Genomic DNA, 17,202 nt, shown 5'->3' on the forward strand with positions numbered 1-17,202 from the left:
CTTACACTTTGAGGGAGGTGAACACAATGTCAGAAGAAAAACAAACCGTTGAACAAAACGAAACAGAAGAGCAAGAAATCATTGAAGAACAAGCTGCTGCTGATGAACAGCAGGAGGAAACAAATGAAAGCGAACTTCTTCAAAATCAAATTAACGAATTGCAAGGTTTGCTTGAGGAAAAAGAAAACAAACTTTTGCGTGTTCAAGCAGACTTTGAAAACTATAAACGACGCAGCCGTTTAGAGATGGAGGCGTCCCAAAAATACCGTTCTCAAAATATCGTGACTGATTTGCTGCCGGCTCTTGACAGCTTTGAACGAGCGCTTCAGGTTGAAGCCGACAATGAACAGACGAAAAGTTTGCTCCAGGGAATGGAAATGGTCCACCGTCAGCTCGTAGAAGCCTTGAAAAAAGAAGGCGTCGAAGCCATCGAAGCTGTAGGGCAGGAATTTGATCCTAATCTGCACCAAGCCGTTATGCAGGCTGAAGACGAAAATTACGGCTCCAACATTGTTGTTGAGGAAATGCAAAAAGGCTATAAGCTGAAGGATCGCGTCATTCGCCCTTCCATGGTCAAAGTGAATCAATAATTACATAGCAGGAGGTTATTCAAGTGAGTAAAGTTATCGGAATCGACTTAGGAACAACAAACTCATGTGTGGCAGTGCTTGAAGGCGGCGAGCCTAAAGTTATTGCTAACGCTGAAGGAAACCGCACAACGCCATCAGTTGTTGCGTTCAAAAACGGCGAACGTCAAGTAGGGGAAGTGGCTAAACGCCAATCTATTACAAACCCTAACACAATTATGTCTATCAAACGTCATATGGGTACTGATTATAAAGTTGAAATTGAAGGAAAGGACTACACTCCGCAAGAAGTGTCTGCTATCATCCTTCAACACCTTAAATCATACGCTGAAAGCTATCTTGGCGAAACCGTATCAAAAGCAGTTATCACAGTTCCTGCATACTTTAACGATGCTGAGCGCCAAGCAACAAAAGATGCTGGTAAAATCGCGGGTCTTGAAGTAGAACGTATTATCAACGAACCTACTGCAGCAGCGCTTGCATACGGACTTGATAAAACAGAAGAAGACCAAACAATTCTAGTATACGACCTTGGCGGCGGTACATTCGACGTTTCAATCCTTGAGCTTGGCGATGGTGTATTTGAAGTTCGTTCAACTGCCGGAGACAACCGTCTGGGCGGGGACGATTTTGACCAAGTTATCATCGATCATCTTGTGTCTGAATTCAAAAAAGAAAACGGCATTGATCTGTCAAAAGACAAAATGGCGCTTCAGCGTTTGAAAGATGCAGCTGAAAAAGCGAAAAAAGATCTTTCCGGCGTATCTTCTACGCAGATTTCTTTACCGTTTATCACAGCTGGAGAAGCAGGACCGCTTCACCTTGAACTTACATTAACTCGCGCTAAATTTGAAGAGCTTTCTTCTCATTTAGTAGAGCGCACAATGGGTCCTGTCCGTCAAGCGCTTCAAGATGCAGGGCTTTCTGCAAGCGAAATCGACAAAGTCATCCTTGTCGGCGGATCAACTCGTATCCCTGCCGTACAAGAAGCAATCAAAAAAGAAACTGGAAAAGAAGCGCATAAAGGCGTAAACCCAGATGAAGTTGTAGCGCTTGGTGCTGCGATTCAGGGTGGCGTTATCACAGGTGACGTAAAAGACGTCGTTCTTCTTGACGTTACACCGCTTTCTCTCGGTATCGAAACAATGGGCGGCGTGTTCACAAAACTGATCGACCGCAATACGACGATCCCGACAAGCAAATCTCAAGTGTTCTCAACTGCTGCTGATAACCAAACAGCTGTTGATATCCATGTTCTTCAAGGTGAGCGCCCAATGTCTGCCGACAACAAAACACTCGGCCGCTTCCAGCTTACTGATATCCCGCCAGCACCGCGCGGCGTGCCTCAAATCGAAGTTTCTTTCGATATTGACAAAAACGGTATCGTAAACGTAAGAGCAAAAGACTTAGGCACAGGAAAAGAACAAAACATTACAATCAAATCTTCTTCAGGTCTTTCAGATGAAGAGATCGAACGCATGGTAAAAGAAGCGGAAGAAAATGCTGACGCTGATGCGAAGAAAAAAGAAGAAATCGAAGTCCGCAACGAAGCAGATCAGCTTGTTTTCCAAACTGAGAAAACATTAAAAGATCTTGAAGGCAAAGTGGACGAAGAACAAGTGAAAAAAGCCAACGATGCTAAAGACGCTTTAAAAGCGGCGATTGAGAAAAACGAATTTGAAGAGATCAAAGCGAAAAAAGATGAGCTTCAAACAATCGTCCAAGAGCTTTCTATGAAGCTTTATGAAGAAGCTGCAAAAGCACAGCAAGCTCAAGGCGGAGCAAACGCTGAAGGCAAAGCGGATGACAACGTTGTCGACGCTGAATACGAAGAAGTAAACGACGACCAAAACAAAAAATAAATTCTTTTTAAAGTCAGTCCCGCTTCCGGGACTGGCAGAAAAGAACACATTTCATAATCTGATTCAATGATTAGAAAGTCAAAGTCAGGCATCTCTTGGCTTTGACTTTTTTTCTTGCCCGGGATAAAAGGAATTGAAAAATCATAATTCAAAATGATACAATCTAATTTATGTGAGAAATTCGGGAGAGTGAAGCGAGATGAGTAAGCGTGATTACTATGAAGTGCTGGGAGTAAGTAAGAGCGCTTCAAAGGATGAAATTAAAAAAGCTTATCGGAAGCTGTCAAAAAAATATCATCCTGATATTAACAAAGAAGCCGGATCAGATGAAAAATTTAAAGAGGTAAAAGAAGCGTACGAAACGCTGTCAGATGACCAAAAACGTGCGCATTACGATCAATTTGGGCACACTGATCCTAACCAAGGCTTCGGCGGCGGCGGTTTTGGCGGCGGCGATTTTGGCGGTTTTGGTTTCGATGATATTTTCTCAAGTATTTTCGGCGGAGGCACAAGACGAAGAGATCCAAACGCTCCGCGCCAAGGTGCCGATTTACAATATACGATGACCTTGTCGTTTGAGGATGCTGCTTTTGGTAAAGAAACAACCATCGAAATTCCTCGCGAGGAAACGTGCGATACATGTAAGGGGTCAGGAGCGAAACCTGGAACAAACCCAGAAACATGCTCCCACTGCGGAGGCTCCGGCCAGTTAAACGTGGAGCAAAATACACCGTTTGGAAAAGTCGTTAACAGACGGGTCTGCCACCACTGTGAAGGTACAGGCAAAATCATTAAAAACAAATGTGCGGACTGCGGCGGCAAAGGAAAAATCAAAAAACGCAAGAAAATTAACGTGACAATTCCAGCCGGTGTAGATGACGGGCAGCAGCTTCGTCTCGCGGGACAGGGTGAACCAGGAGTAAACGGCGGCCCTGCCGGGGATTTATTTGTCGTGTTCCATGTACGCGCACACGAGTTCTTCGAGCGTGATGGCGATGATATTTACTGTGAAATGCCGTTAACGTTTGCTCAGGCTGCTCTTGGAGATGAGGTAGAAGTTCCGACGCTGCATGGAAAAGTGAAATTGAAAATTCCAGCCGGTACTCAAACAGGAACGAAATTCAGATTAAGAGGTAAAGGCGTTCAAAATGTCAGGGGCTATGGACAGGGTGACCAGCATATCGTCGTCCGCGTCGTTACGCCGACAAACCTGACAGATAAACAAAAAGACATTATCCGCGAATTTGCCGAGGTCAGCGGAAACCTGCCTGATGAACAGGAAATCAGTTTCTTTGACAAGGTAAAACGTGCATTTAAAGGCGATTAATTATTGGATGAGGAGTTGGTAGTTTTGAAATGGTCCGAATTAAGCATTCACACAACACATGAAGCGGTCGAACCTATCTCAAATATATTGCATGAAGCTGGTGCAAGTGGGGTTGTGATAGAGGACCCGCTTGATTTAATTAAAGAACGTGAGAATGTGTACGGGGAAATCTACCAGCTCGACCCCAATGATTATCCAGATGAGGGTGTCATTGTCAAAGCATATCTGCCGGTTAACAGTTTTCTGGGCGAAACTGTAGACGGCATTAAAGAAACGATTAATAATCTCCTTCTTTACAATATTGATTTGGGCAGAAATCACATCACCATTTCTGAAGTAAATGAAGAAGAGTGGGCGACTGCCTGGAAAAAGTATTATCATCCTGTAAAAATTTCTGAAAAGTTTACAATTGTGCCGACGTGGGAGGAATATACGCCGGTCCATACTGATGAACTGATTATTGAAATGGACCCGGGAATGGCTTTCGGCACAGGGACACATCCGACAACCGTGCTCTGCATTCAGGCGCTTGAACGCTTTGTGCAAAAGGGTGATAAGGTGATTGATGTTGGTACAGGTTCCGGAATTTTAAGTATTGCGGCTGCAATGCTTGAAGCTGAATCAGTTCATGCCTACGATCTTGATCCTGTAGCTGTAGAAAGTGCACGCCTCAATCTCAAGCTGAACAAAGTGAGCGATATTGCGCAAGTGAAGCAAAACAACTTGTTAGACGGGATTGAAGGGGAACATGATGTGATTGTGGCCAACATTTTGGCTGAAGTCATTCTTCGCTTTACTTCACAAGCGTACAGCCTGTTAAAAGAAGGCGGACATTTTATTACGTCAGGTATCATCGGCCATAAAAAACAAGAAGTAAAAGAAGCATTGGAACAAGCTGGCTTCACCATTGTAGAAATCCTTTCAATGGAAGATTGGGTCAGCATTATTGCGAAAAAATAACAGTTAGTAGGTGTCACAGCGTATGCAACGATATTTTATCGAGCTCACGAAGCAGCAAATAGAGGAAGCGCCGGCTTTTTCGATTACCGGCGAAGATGTTCATCATATTGTGAACGTAATGAGAATGAATGAGGGAGATCAGATCATTTGCTGCTCTCAAGACGGCTTCGAGGCAAAATGTGAACTTCAATCTGTTTCCAAAGATAAAGTGTCCTGCCTTGTGATAGAATGGACGAATGAAAACAGAGAGCTTCCGATAAAGATCTATATTGCGAGCGGCCTCCCGAAAGGAGATAAGCTTGAATGGATTATCCAAAAGGGGACTGAACTCGGAGCTCATGCCTTTATTCCCTTCCAAGCCGCGCGTTCTGTTGTCAAGCTGGATGACAAAAAGGCAAAGAAAAAGCAGGAAAGATGGACGAAAATTGCAAAGGAAGCGGCTGAACAATCGTACCGTAACGAAGTGCCGCGAGTGATGGATGTCCATTCTTTTCAGCAGCTTCTTCAAAGGATGCAGGATTTCGATAAATGTGTCGTTGCATACGAGGAGTCATCGAAGCAAGGGGAAATAAGCGCATTCAGCGCGGTTGTAAGCAGCCTTCCGAAAGGATCATCTCTTTTGATCGTATTTGGTCCCGAAGGCGGTTTAACAGAAGCGGAGGTTGAACGGCTCACTGAGAAAGACGGTGTGCCGTGCGGCCTTGGACCGAGAATTTTAAGGACAGAAACCGCTCCGCTATATGCGTTGAGTGCGATTTCTTATCAAACAGAGTTATTAAGAGGTGATCAGTAATGGCAACTGTTGCTTTCCATACGCTTGGCTGTAAAGTCAACCATTATGAAACAGAAGCAATCTGGCAGCTTTTCAAAGAAGCGGGCTATGAAAGAAGAGACTTTGAACAAACAGCTGATGTATATGTCATTAATACATGTACGGTAACGAATACTGGAGATAAAAAAAGCCGCCAAGTGATCAGACGCGCCATTCGTCAAAATCCTGACGGTGTCATCTGTGTCACAGGCTGCTACGCGCAAACCTCACCTGCTGAGATTATGGCGATCCCTGGTGTCGATATTGTAGTTGGAACACAGGACCGTGAAAAAATGCTTGGCTACATTGACCAATACCGTGAAGAACGCCAGCCGATTAACGGCGTCAGCAACATCATGAAGGCAAGAGTATATGAAGAGCTCGATGTGCCTGCTTTCACGGACCGGACAAGAGCGTCATTGAAAATACAGGAGGGCTGCAATAATTTCTGCACATTCTGTATCATTCCGTGGGCGCGCGGCCTGCTACGCTCCCGCGACCCTGAAGAAGTCATTAAACAAGCTCAGCAGCTTGTTAATGCCGGCTATAAAGAAATTGTTCTTACAGGTATTCACACGGGCGGCTACGGCGAAGATATGAAAGATTACAACTTCGCTAAGCTTTTGAGCGAATTAGACTCTCGTGTAGAAGGCGTGAAACGGATCAGAATTTCTTCAATTGAAGCCAGCCAAATCACTGACGAAGTGATCGAAGTCTTAGACCGCTCAGATAAGATAGTGAATCATTTGCATATTCCTATCCAATCCGGATCAAACACAGTGCTTAAACGGATGAGACGCAAATATACAATGGAATTCTTTGCAGACCGTTTAAATAAATTGAAAAAAGCACTGCCAGGCTTAGCTGTTACTTCTGATGTTATTGTAGGATTCCCTGGTGAAACAGAAGAAGAATTTATGGAAACCTATAACTTTATTAAAGAACATAAATTCTCTGAACTGCATGTTTTCCCTTATAGTAAACGTACAGGAACACCAGCTGCGCGAATGGAAGACCAAGTGGATGAAAACGTGAAAAACGAACGTGTGCATCGCCTGATTGCTCTTTCTGACCAGCTTGCAAAGGAATACGCTTCTCAGTATGAAAATGAAGTGCTTGAGATTATCCCTGAGGAAGCGTTTAAGGAAACAGAAGATGAAAATATGTTTGTCGGTTACACAGACAATTATATGAAGGTTGTTTTCAAAGGCACGGAAGATATGATCGGCAAAATTGTAAAAGTCAAAATCCTAAAAGCAGGTTATCCTTACAACGAAGGACAATTTGTCCGTGTTGTTGAGGATGAAATAACTGAACATATGCGTTTGTCTTCTTAACCTAAAAAACCGGTGCATTTCATTGTGCCGGTTTTTTATTTAGCCGGGATAAGAAGGTGAATCAATCGGTAAAACAAGTTTGTAAGCGGAAGAAATAAAAGAGCTGTCACTACATTAAATAAAAGGCTGAAATGAGCAATCCTTTGGGCGGGATCGGGTGATAACTGCTCTACAAAGCCGGTCGATGCGGTCAGAAAAGGCAATACTAGAGCCACCCCTAGCACGTTAAATACCACATGAGCATACGCTGTCTGTTTCGCTGCATATCCGCCGGATACAGCCGCCATGACAGCTGTAATGCATGTCCCGATATTTGATCCGAGCACGACGCTCATCGCCTGTGTCAGTCCGATAATCCCTTCATTCATAAAACTCATTAAAATGCCGATACAGACAGAGCTGGAATGAATGATAGCAGTTAACACCATTCCGATGAGCAAAGCTGACCAGTTCGAATCGTTAACGTGGTATAGAACGTCGGCTCCCGTTTTCAGCTTTGTCAGAGGCCCTGCAAGGTGGCTGAATCCACTGATGCAAAAGAAGATGATGCCCAGTCCGAGGCAGCTTGTTCCTAGCTGTTTTAAAGGATACCTGCCAGTCAGAAAAAACAATAAACCGCCTATTAAAAGAACCCAAATCAAAATATCCATTTTGATGGCAATAAATTCAGTTGTAAAAGTAGAGCCAACATTTGTTCCCAGAATCATCGGTATCGTTCGCTTAAAAGAAAGAACGCCCGCACTGACAAAGCCGATGACAATGACCATAAAGGCTGAACTGCTCTGAAGTATCCCCGTAAATACAATGCTGATAAGAAACGCTTTTAACGGGTGGTCCGTAAATAAAAGCAAACGGTCTTCAATTTTTGAGTACGCCATCGATATTAAGCCTTTTCGAAGCATATTCATGCCTGCGAGAAAGAATAATATAAGAGCTGTAAAACTGATCAGAATCAACATCCTATTCACCAACCCCTTTCCATCATTATATAGACAGGCAGTCTCACTCATGACGGAAAAGTGAACTCACTTAGTTGACCTGACTGATGGCTTATATTATAATGTCAAAGTACATGTTTATATGTGTAACTTAAAGGTAGTCGATTGGTGTATTCGGAGGGAGGGAAAGAGAATGTCAAAAACGGTCGTTAGAAAAAACGAATCGCTTGAAGATGCTCTTCGTCGCTTCAAACGCAGTGTATCAAAGACAGGTACTTTGCAAGAAGCAAGAAAGCGTGAATTTTATGAAAAACCTAGCGTAAAGCGCAAGAAAAAGTCTGAAGCTGCTAGAAAACGCAAATTCTAAAAGAGGGTGGATTTATGAGTCTTCTTGAGCGTCTCAACCAGGATATGAAGCTGTATATGAAAAACCGTGAGAAAGACAAACTGACTGTCGTTCGAATGGTTAAGGCTTCACTTCAAAATGAAGCAATTAAGCTTAAGAAAGACAGTTTGACCGAGGATGAGGAACTCACTGTCCTTTCTCGTGAACTTAAGCAACGTAAAGACTCCCTCCAGGAATTTTCAAACGCTAATCGTTTAGATTTAGTAGATAAAGTTCAAAAAGAGCTGGACATTTTAGAAGTTTATTTACCTGAGCAGCTGTCAGAAGATGAGCTGCGTACAATCGTAAATGAAACCATCGCAGAGGTCGGTGCGAGCTCAAAAGCGGACATGGGCAAAGTGATGGGGGCAATTATGCCTAAAGTAAAAGGTAAAGCTGACGGAAGTTTAATTAATAAGCTTGTGAGCAGTCAACTGTCTTAAATGGCAAAGAAAAGGACATCTTTCTAAGAGAGATGTCTTTTTTTATACATAAAAAAATGAAACCTTTGATACATTTGTTACGTATGAAGAGAAGGCACTTATTATAAAAGGAAGGAGGGATACACAGCCCTTGCTTCAAATCAAAGGATTCCGTGCTGTTCTTTTGAGTATATTTTTACTTTCTTTATTTTGCGTTCAGCTGAACGCAAAAGCAGAAAAACAAACTATTTATGTGATCCCGGTTGAGAAAAATGTCGAACAGGGTCTCGCCTCGTTTTTGTCCCGTTCGTTACAAGATGCAAAGGATGCACATGCAGCCCACATTATTCTTGATATCAATACACCGGGGGGATTGGTCAGATCTGCTATTGATATGGCGGATGTGATCACCGAAAGCGAGATCCCCGTAACTGCATATGTAAACAAACGCGCGTTGTCTGCTGGTGCATATATTGCTCTGCAAGCCGATCACATTTATATGGCGCCTGGCGGAAAAATGGGAGCCGCTGCGATTATTGATGGTCACGGCAATGCCGCTGACCAAAAAGCTGAATCACTTTGGCTGGCAGAGATGGAAGATGCCGCAGTGAAAAATAATCGCGATCCAAAATATGCGCTCGCAATGGCTGACCCGGATATAGATGCCAAGGAAGTCGGCGCGCCTAAAGGAGATCTGCTGACACTTAACGCAGACAAGGCGATTGAGGTAGGCTATTCAGAAGGCACTGCTGACAATGTATCCGCGCTCGTAAAGAAGCTTGGGTTCGAAAAAGCGCATATCAGCTATGCAAAGGAAAGCTTTGCGGAAAAAACAGCAAGATGGCTGACGAGCCCGGTCATTGTCCCCATTCTGCTGACAATCGCTTTTTTAGGTCTGACAGTGGAGCTTTTTTCTCCGGGTGTCGGCCTCCCTGGAACGGCTGGATTCATTGCGTTATTGCTGTTTTTCTACGGTCATCTCGCAGCCGGCCTTGCCGGGTATGAGACGGTTCTCCTCTTTATCGCAGGGGTGATCCTCATCTTCCTTGAGATTTTCCTTCCTGGAGGAATCATTGGTTTACTTGGCTTGGGATCGATTATTGTGAGCCTGTTTTTAGCCGCGGGGAGCTTCACTGTCATGGCGGTTTCTCTCTTGATCGCCACAGCTGTTTCAATTACAGCTTTTATTTTACTGACAAGGGTGTTGGGAAAGCGTATGAAATTTTTTAGAAAATTGATATTAAATGATTCTACAAATACGGAGAGCGGCTACGTATCAAATCAAACGCGCACGGACCTAATGGGGAAAGTGGGTGTAACCTCTACACCGCTGCGTCCTTCCGGTACCGTCATTATTGACGATGAACGCCTTGATGTTGTTTCGGAGGGATCGTTTACAGAAAAAGATAAGAAAGTAAAAGTGATTAAAGTAGAAGGCTCACGTATTGTCGTGAGAGAAATTTAAATAGAAACGAGGAGAAGTTATATGGATCCGTCAACATTTATGATTCTGGCAATTGTCGCAGTTGCGATCATTGTTTTGGCTGTATTTTTTACATTTGTGCCTGTAATGCTTTGGATTTCAGCTTTAGCAGCTGGAGTGAAAATCAGCATTTTCACCCTAGTTGGGATGAGGCTTCGCCGAGTCATACCGAATCGGGTTGTTAACCCGCTGATTAAAGCGCATAAAGCGGGACTTAATGTTGGAACAAACCAGCTTGAAAGCCACTACCTGGCCGGAGGTAATGTTGACAGAGTCGTCAACGCGCTTATCGCCGCCCAGCGCGCGAACATTGAACTCACATTTGAACGTTGTGCTGCCATTGATCTTGCCGGCCGGGATGTATTGGAAGCTGTTCAAATGAGCGTTAATCCTAAGGTCATTGAAACGCCGTTCATTGCCGGTGTGGCCATGGACGGGATTGAAGTGAAAGCGAAAGCGAGAATCACAGTAAGAGCGAATATCGAGCGCCTTGTCGGGGGAGCAGGGGAAGAAACCATTGTTGCCCGTGTCGGTGAAGGGATCGTCTCTACAATCGGTTCATCCGAAAATCACAAAAAAGTGCTTGAAAACCCCGACATGATTTCTCAGACGGTACTAGGAAAAGGATTGGACTCAGGAACGGCATTTGAAATTCTCTCGATTGATATTGCTGATGTTGACATCGGTAAAAACATCGGTGCGATTTTACAAACTGATCAGGCCGAGGCTGATAAAAACATCGCGCAGGCAAAAGCGGAAGAACGGCGTGCAATGGCTGTCGCTCAAGAACAGGAAATGCGCGCCCGCGTAGAAGAAATGCGCGCGAAAGTGGTAGAAGCCGAGGCGGAAGTGCCGCTTGCGATGGCGGAAGCCTTGCGTGAAGGGAATATTGGCGTCATGGATTACATGAATATCAAGAACATCGATGCTGACACAGAAATGCGTGATTCATTCGGCAAGCTGACGAAAGACCCTTCGGATGAAGACCGCAAATCATAATCTCTCTAAGAAGGGAGAACGCTGATGGAAGATTTACTGACCAATCCGCTTATTATTGCAGCGATCATCGGAATCATTTCTGCGATTTTCGGCAAAAAGAGCAAAGAAGAAAAGCAAAACAGTCAAAAAAGAAAAAAACCTCAACACGTGCATCCTGCTTCTCCTCAAAAGAAGCAGTCAAAAGAAGATGCCCCTGCCCCTATCCCTAACCGTATGGAACAGGCAAGACGGGAAGCGGAAGAAAGACGCAGGGAAACAGCAAGAAACCTGAAAGGGCTGGAACGAGATCTTGCTGCTGCCAAACAAAAAACAGTATACACAAAACAAAAAATGCTTCAGGTGAATAAAGACACCGTCGTACAGGGGATCGTTCTAGGAGAGGTGTTCGGGCCTCCACGGGCGAAAAAACCTCACCATACGATGCGCTCGGCCCGTAAAAATTAAAGTGTTAGAACCTCCTTTCAAATCATACATATGAGATGAAAGGGGGTTCTTTTTGTATGGGGCAAAGAAAGAATCGTATGAAAGCTTGGCTGACAAGAGCATTGGAAATTCCCCCGGACGTTATGATGGATCTGCCGAGGATTACAATGGTTGGCAGACTTCATATCTACATAGAAAACCACAGAGGTCTTTTGCTTTTCAGTGAGAATGAAGTGAGGCTGATGCTGAAGCAGGGCCAGTGCATCATATCTGGTAAAAATTTTGTCATCAAGGCGATTCTTCCGGAAGAGATACTTTTGGAGGGTACAATTGATGTCGTTCGATATGTTGAGTCATAAAGCCGAGGGGGAAATGTTGTGAAAAATAAATGGCTGTCTTTTTTTTCGGGTAAGGTCCAGCTTGAATTGACGGGAAGAGGGATTGAGCGGCTCCTTAATGAATGCACAAGACAGGGGATTCCGGTCTTTCATGTCAAAAAAAAGAAAGAAGCCGTATCGTTATATATACAGCTTCAGGATGTACATGCCTTTCGGCGGGTGAGAAGTAAATTCAAATGTAAAGCTCGATTTATCAATCGGAAGGGATTTCCCTTCCTGTTGCTGAAATCAAAGCTGAATATAGGGTTTACGATCGGTTTTGCGATTTTTTTCATCCTTTTGTTTTTACTTTCCAATATGGTGTGGAAAATTGATGTGACAGGCGCTAAACCTGAAACAGAACATCAAATGAGGCAGCATCTTAATGAAATCGGGGTCAAAAAGGGCCGTCTGCAGTTTTTAATGATGTCGCCCGAAAAAATACAGAAATCATTAACCAATGGAATAGACAATATCACTTGGGTCGGCGTTGATCTGAAGGGGACGACCATTCACATGAAAGTTGTGGAGAAAAATGAGCCCGAAAAAGAAAAGTATGTTAGCCCGCGCAATATTGTGGCCAAAAAGAAAGCAACCATTACGAGAATGTTTGTGCAAAAAGGACAGCCTATGGCCGCCATACACGATCATGTTGAAAAGGGTCAGCTGCTTGTTTCGGGGCTGATCGGCAGCGAAGACCATCAGGAGGAAGTCGCCTCAAAAGCAGAAATTTACGGAGAAACCTGGTATAGATCTGAAGTGACAGTCCCGCTTGAAACATTATTTAACGTCTATACGGGCAAAGTAAGGACAAAGCACAAGCTTTCTTTTGGCTCTTTGGCAATCCCGATCTGGGGGCTGACGTTTAAAAAAGAGGAATTGAAGCATCCAAAAACAGAACAAGAAAAGCATTCGCTTCATTTTCTCGGATTTAAGCTCCCTGTATCCTATGTCAAAGAGCAAACAAGAGAAAGTGAAGAGGCTTTGCGAAAATATACGAAAGAAGAAGCAGTTCAAGAAGGCATTAAATTGGGTAAACAGGATGTAGAGGATAAAATAGGCGAAAACGGCGAGGTGAAAAGTGAAAAAGTTTTGCACCAGACTGTTGAGAATGGTAAAGTAAAGTTGATTATTCTCTACCAAGTTATAGAAGATATCGTTCAAACCACACCTATTGTCAGGGAGACTGAAGAATGACAGAACATTTACTTGCGATGAATCAAAAACTGAAAAACCCGGACGAGGCGCTTTCACTCTTCGGGAACCAAGATTCTTTTTTGAAATTGATGGAGAAAGATCTGAATGTAAATATCATTACGCGCGGCGAAACGATTTATGTTTCAGGCGATGATGAATCGTTTCAGATTGCAGACAGGCTGCTGGGATCGCTCCTCGCTTTAATTCGCAAGGGGATAGAGATCTCTGAACGTGATGTGATTTACGCCATCAAAATGGCAAAGAAGAATGAACTTGAATACTTTGAAAGCATGTATGAAGAAGAAATTACAAAAAACGCAAAAGGCAAATCAATTCGTGTAAAAACAATGGGACAGCGGGAATACGTGGCCGCTATGAAGCGGAATGACCTTGTATTCGGCATTGGCCCGGCGGGAACCGGGAAAACGTACCTGGCTGTCGTAAAAGCAGTCCATGCTTTAAAAAATGGACATATCAAAAAAATCATTTTAACAAGACCTGCCGTGGAAGCCGGTGAAAGCCTCGGTTTTCTCCCAGGTGACCTAAAAGAAAAAGTAGATCCTTATTTGCGCCCGCTGTATGACGCTCTCCATGATGTGCTAGGGGCAGATCATACAGAACGTCTGATGGAAAGAGGCATCATTGAAATTGCTCCGCTCGCGTATATGAGGGGACGGACGCTCGATGATGCTTATGTTATACTTGATGAAGCACAGAACACCACGCCTGCTCAAATGAAAATGTTTTTGACGAGACTGGGTTTTGGCTCTAAAATGATCATTACAGGTGACGTTAGCCAAATTGATCTGCCGAAAGGCGTCAAATCGGGACTTGCAGTAGCGAAGGAGATGCTGAAAGGAATAGACGGCATTTCTATGGTTGAGCTAGACCAGACAGACGTGGTCAGACATCCGCTTGTTGCGAAAATTATTGAAGCATACGATAAGCAAAATTAATGCTGAATGACCCGATCGCGCGTTATCGGGTCATTTTTATGATTGCTTGTGGGCTTGATGTTCAAGAGGAGGTTCTTGTGTTGAAAAAGAAGGCTAAGACCAAAAGCAGCTCAAAAAAATGGAGCAATTTTAAAAATGCCCGCTCCATGCATGTACTGCTGTATCTTCTGCTGGCTGCCATTATGTTTGCTTTGCTCTTTGTACATGTTAAGCCGGAAACACTTGATTTAGACCTGTTTTCAGTCAGCGACAAGACCATTTATGCTCCGGCAACCGTGGAAGATCAAAAAGCCACAGAGGAAAAAAAGCAAGCCGCTGAGGACGCGGTTGAAGATCAATATACATTAAAAAAAGAATACACAGATAATCGGATAGACCTTGTGTCATCAATATTCGACAGTATCAGTGAAGTGAAAAAATCATCGGAAGAAGGCAGCAAATCACCATCGGAAAAATCAATGGTCAAATCCGTAAAGGATAAATTGACGTCAGATGTGAATGATTCCATATCTGAGGATTCAATTAAGACATTGCTGAAAGCAGACAGTGAAGACTTTTCTTTTGTCAGAGATACGGTCATTACCGCGGTAAATACGGTCATGAGCAGTGAAATCCCTTCGGATAAACTATCTGATGCAAAGGATAAAGTAGAAAAAGAGCTAAAGAGCAATTCTATTCCGTCTAAATACTTGGGAGCTGCGACAGAAATCGGGCGTTTTGCTATTATTCCGAATTACGTTTTCGATCCGAAAGCAACAGAGGCAAAGCGGCAGGAAGCGTCAGACAATGTCCAGCAGGTTCAAATCAAACAGGGACAAGTGCTCGTGGAAGAAAATGACCTCATTGATCGGGAAGTGTACAGAAAACTTGAGCTGACCGGGTTATTAAATAACTCAAATCTCTTTAAGCCGATCAGCGGGCTATTGATTATGATCGGTCTGTTCATTGCAACTCTTGTATATTATTTTGAAAAACAGAAACAAAATCTAAAGGTTAAAAACCAATCTATTCTGTTATTCTCTATTATCACAACACTTTTGCTTGTGATCATGGAGGTTGTCAGTTTGTTTCAGAAGATGGAATATAATAATATCGGCTACCTGGTTCCCATTGCAGCCGGGGCCATCTTGATTAAACTGCTGATGAATGAACGCATTGCCATTTTGGGAAGTATCATTCTTGCGATTTGCGGGAGTATGATGTTTAATCAGGGTGTGACAGGAACATTCAACTATGTCATAGGGATTTATTATTTGATTAGCGGCATTTCAGGCGTTTTATTTTTAGGAAAACATAATGCAAGGTCAAAGATTTTGCAGACCGGACTTTTCGTGGCGTTTATTAATATGGTTGTCGTTCTTTCCTTATTATTGATCCAGAACACCGCACTGTCGGGTCTTGAAATCGGCACGTTAATGCTCATGGGTGTTGTGTCGGGGTTTGCTTCATCGGTATTGATCATCGGCCTGATGCCGTTTTTCGAGACAGGCTTTGGCATTTTATCTACTATGAGGCTGCTCGAGCTGTCTAACCCTAACCATCCGCTATTGCGCAAAATACTGACAGAAACACCAGGTACATATCATCACAGTGTAATGGTTGCTAATTTATCAGAGGCAGCCTGTGAAGCGGTTGGGGCTAATGGTTTGCTTGCAAGAGTCGGCGCATATTATCACGATCTTGGAAAAACAAAGCGTCCGCAGTATTTTATTGAAAACCAAATGAATATTGACAATCCGCATGATAAGCTGTCTCCTCAGCTGAGTAAAAATATTATCATTTCGCATACGACAGACGGTGCGAACATGCTGAGAAGCTATAAATTTCCGAAAGAGCTTGTCGATATTGCTGAGCAGCATCATGGAACCTCGCTTTTAAAGTTTTTTTACTATAAAGCAAAGGAAAAAGGCGATCAGATTACAGAGGAAGAGTTCCGTTATCCGGGGCCGAAGCCGCAGTCAAAGGAAGCCGCAATTATATCAGTGGCCGACAGTGTTGAAGCGGCCGTCAGATCCATGCATAATCCAAACCCTGAACGAATTGAAAAGCTTGTCCGGGGTATTATATCGGATAAGCTTCAGGACGGACAGTTCAGTGAATGTGATTTGACATTTAAAGAACTGGATACAATCGCAAAAACGCTCTGTGCAACATTAAAAGGAATTTTCCACTCCCGGATTGAATATCCGGAGGCTACTAAGAAGGTGAAATAGATGAGTTTACTGATTGATATTGTTGATGAAACGGGAAGCGTCTCAGAAGAGATGCTCAAAGAAGTAGAAAATCTGCTTCAATTTGCTGCTAAGCGTGAAGGCGTTCAGGATCAGGCTGAAGTTTCTGTCACGATCGTTACCAATGATGACATACAGCAGATTAACAAAGAATACCGGGGAAAGGATACACCGACAGATGTCATCTCATTTGCTCTTGAAGAAGAAGGAGAAGGCGAGGTCGAAATCGTGGGCGCGGAGATGCCTCCGGTTTTAGGTGATATTATCATCAGTGCCGATCGCACAAGAGAGCAGGCAGAGGAGTATAATCATTCTTTTAAAAGAGAGCTCGGATTTCTTGCCGTACACGGATTTCTGCACCTTTTAGGATATGACCATATGACGAAAGAGGAAGAAGAGGAGATGTTTACTAAGCAAAAGGATTTGCTGGACGCTTATGGACTCAAGAGATCATAGAAATGAGCTGAAGCGATTCTTCAAAAGCTTCGTGCATGCAGGCCGGGGAATCTGGAAAACAGCGCGGACGGAGCGGAATTTCCAATTTCATGCCGCAGCCGCCTGCGTTGTTCTCATTTGCGGCTTCCTTGTAGAGCTCAGCGTGATAGAGTGGGTGATTATATTCCTTTTGATCGGCGGAATGTTTTCGCTTGAGCTTTTAAATACAGCCGTTGAACATACGGTTGATTTAATAACTGACAAACATCACCCTCTTGCTAAAGCGGCCAAGGACGCTGCCGCCGGGGCTGTTTGCGTTTTTGCCGTCATTTCGTGTATCATTGGTTTACTTATTTTTTTGCCAAAGCTGTAATGGCTGAAAATTCTTACATTTATTTTACATTTTTAGAAATGGGCGTGAAAAAAAGCGCGCGATTATGTAAAATATAAAGTGATAGCGGTACCATTATAG

18 protein-coding genes are annotated in these 17,202 nt (G+C 43.5%); 17 read left to right on the forward strand and 1 reads right to left on the reverse strand.

Annotation, left to right across the window (positions count from 1 at the left end; translation table 11 throughout):
• The first annotated feature begins 26 nt into the window (after positions 1-26).
• From grpE to mtaB, 6 genes are all read left to right on the forward strand, one after another.
• Positions 27-590 (forward strand): nucleotide exchange factor GrpE, encoded by a 564-nt coding sequence (gene grpE, locus BLL41_RS15485; RefSeq protein WP_003230005.1) that lies wholly within the window; start codon positions 27-29, stop codon positions 588-590.
• A 23-nt stretch (positions 591-613) separates the two neighbouring features.
• On the forward strand, positions 614-2,449 hold the full coding sequence (dnaK, locus tag BLL41_RS15490; protein ID WP_071578537.1) for a molecular chaperone DnaK: 1,836 nt from the start codon (positions 614-616) through the stop codon (positions 2,447-2,449).
• A gap of 199 nt (positions 2,450-2,648) precedes the next feature.
• Positions 2,649-3,776 (forward strand): molecular chaperone DnaJ, encoded by a 1,128-nt coding sequence (gene dnaJ / locus BLL41_RS15495; RefSeq protein WP_071578538.1) that lies wholly within the window; start codon positions 2,649-2,651, stop codon positions 3,774-3,776.
• A gap of 24 nt (positions 3,777-3,800) precedes the next feature.
• Positions 3,801-4,736 (forward strand): 50S ribosomal protein L11 methyltransferase, encoded by a 936-nt coding sequence (gene prmA / locus BLL41_RS15500; RefSeq protein WP_004398884.1) that lies wholly within the window; start codon positions 3,801-3,803, stop codon positions 4,734-4,736.
• A gap of 22 nt (positions 4,737-4,758) precedes the next feature.
• Positions 4,759-5,529 (forward strand): 16S rRNA (uracil(1498)-N(3))-methyltransferase, encoded by a 771-nt coding sequence (locus tag BLL41_RS15505; protein ID WP_071578539.1) that lies wholly within the window; start codon positions 4,759-4,761, stop codon positions 5,527-5,529.
• A complete protein-coding gene (gene mtaB / locus BLL41_RS15510; RefSeq protein ID WP_071578540.1) occupies positions 5,529-6,884 on the forward strand; it encodes a tRNA (N(6)-L-threonylcarbamoyladenosine(37)-C(2))-methylthiotransferase MtaB in 1,356 nt (451 codons plus the stop codon). Before BLL41_RS15505 ends, mtaB begins: the two co-directional genes overlap by 1 nt.
• 35 nt (positions 6,885-6,919) lie before the next feature.
• Here mtaB and BLL41_RS15515 read toward each other — a convergent pair whose 3' ends face one another.
• Positions 6,920-7,843 carry a Na/Pi symporter gene (locus BLL41_RS15515; protein ID WP_071578541.1) on the reverse strand — a complete coding sequence of 308 codons (924 nt, stop codon included), beginning with the start codon at positions 7,841-7,843 and terminating at the stop codon, positions 6,920-6,922.
• A gap of 172 nt (positions 7,844-8,015) precedes the next feature.
• Between BLL41_RS15515 and rpsU the strand changes: the two genes are divergently transcribed.
• The 11 genes from rpsU to BLL41_RS15575 all read left to right on the forward strand — a co-directional run bounded on the left by rpsU (position 8,016) and on the right by BLL41_RS15575 (position 17,103).
• On the forward strand, positions 8,016-8,189 hold the full coding sequence (rpsU, locus tag BLL41_RS15520; RefSeq protein ID WP_003152957.1) for a 30S ribosomal protein S21: 174 nt from the start codon (positions 8,016-8,018) through the stop codon (positions 8,187-8,189).
• A gap of 14 nt (positions 8,190-8,203) precedes the next feature.
• Positions 8,204-8,650 carry a GatB/YqeY domain-containing protein gene (locus tag BLL41_RS15525; RefSeq protein ID WP_040082586.1) on the forward strand — a complete coding sequence of 149 codons (447 nt, stop codon included), beginning with the start codon at positions 8,204-8,206 and terminating at the stop codon, positions 8,648-8,650.
• Positions 8,651-8,780: 130 nt separating this feature from the next.
• Complete coding sequence (locus tag BLL41_RS15530; protein WP_071578542.1) at positions 8,781-10,094, forward strand: NfeD family protein; 1,314 nt, start codon at positions 8,781-8,783, stop codon at positions 10,092-10,094.
• Between the two features lie 21 nt (positions 10,095-10,115).
• On the forward strand, positions 10,116-11,111 hold the full coding sequence (floA, locus tag BLL41_RS15535) for a flotillin-like protein FloA (protein WP_071578543.1): 996 nt from the start codon (positions 10,116-10,118) through the stop codon (positions 11,109-11,111).
• Between the two features lie 24 nt (positions 11,112-11,135).
• Positions 11,136-11,555 carry a hypothetical protein gene (locus tag BLL41_RS15540; protein WP_071578544.1) on the forward strand — a complete coding sequence of 140 codons (420 nt, stop codon included), beginning with the start codon at positions 11,136-11,138 and terminating at the stop codon, positions 11,553-11,555.
• A 56-nt stretch (positions 11,556-11,611) separates the two neighbouring features.
• Positions 11,612-11,893, forward strand: a complete 282-nt coding sequence (yqfC, locus tag BLL41_RS15545) for a sporulation protein YqfC (RefSeq protein ID WP_003226191.1) — start codon at positions 11,612-11,614, stop codon at positions 11,891-11,893.
• Between the two features lie 18 nt (positions 11,894-11,911).
• A complete protein-coding gene (gene yqfD, locus BLL41_RS15550) occupies positions 11,912-13,108 on the forward strand; it encodes a sporulation protein YqfD (RefSeq protein WP_071578545.1) in 1,197 nt (398 codons plus the stop codon).
• Positions 13,105-14,064 carry a PhoH family protein gene (locus BLL41_RS15555; protein ID WP_071578546.1) on the forward strand — a complete coding sequence of 320 codons (960 nt, stop codon included), beginning with the start codon at positions 13,105-13,107 and terminating at the stop codon, positions 14,062-14,064. The genes yqfD and BLL41_RS15555 overlap by 4 nt, the downstream gene beginning before the upstream one ends.
• Before the next feature lie 77 nt (positions 14,065-14,141).
• Entirely contained in the window at positions 14,142-16,277 is a 2,136-nt protein-coding gene (gene pgpH, locus BLL41_RS15565; protein WP_083428052.1) for a cyclic-di-AMP phosphodiesterase PgpH, read from the forward strand.
• Positions 16,278-16,751: an rRNA maturation RNase YbeY gene (ybeY, locus tag BLL41_RS15570; protein ID WP_071578548.1), complete on the forward strand. Its 474-nt coding sequence runs from the start codon at positions 16,278-16,280 to the stop codon at positions 16,749-16,751. It abuts the gene before it with no gap.
• Positions 16,732-17,103, forward strand: a complete 372-nt coding sequence (locus BLL41_RS15575; protein ID WP_071578549.1) for a diacylglycerol kinase family protein — start codon at positions 16,732-16,734, stop codon at positions 17,101-17,103. The genes ybeY and BLL41_RS15575 overlap by 20 nt, the downstream gene beginning before the upstream one ends.
• The last annotated feature ends 99 nt before the right edge of the window (positions 17,104-17,202 follow it).

This window comes from Bacillus sp. FMQ74 (assembly GCF_001875785.1).
Taxonomy (GTDB): Bacteria; Bacillota; Bacilli; order Bacillales; family Bacillaceae; genus Bacillus; species Bacillus stercoris.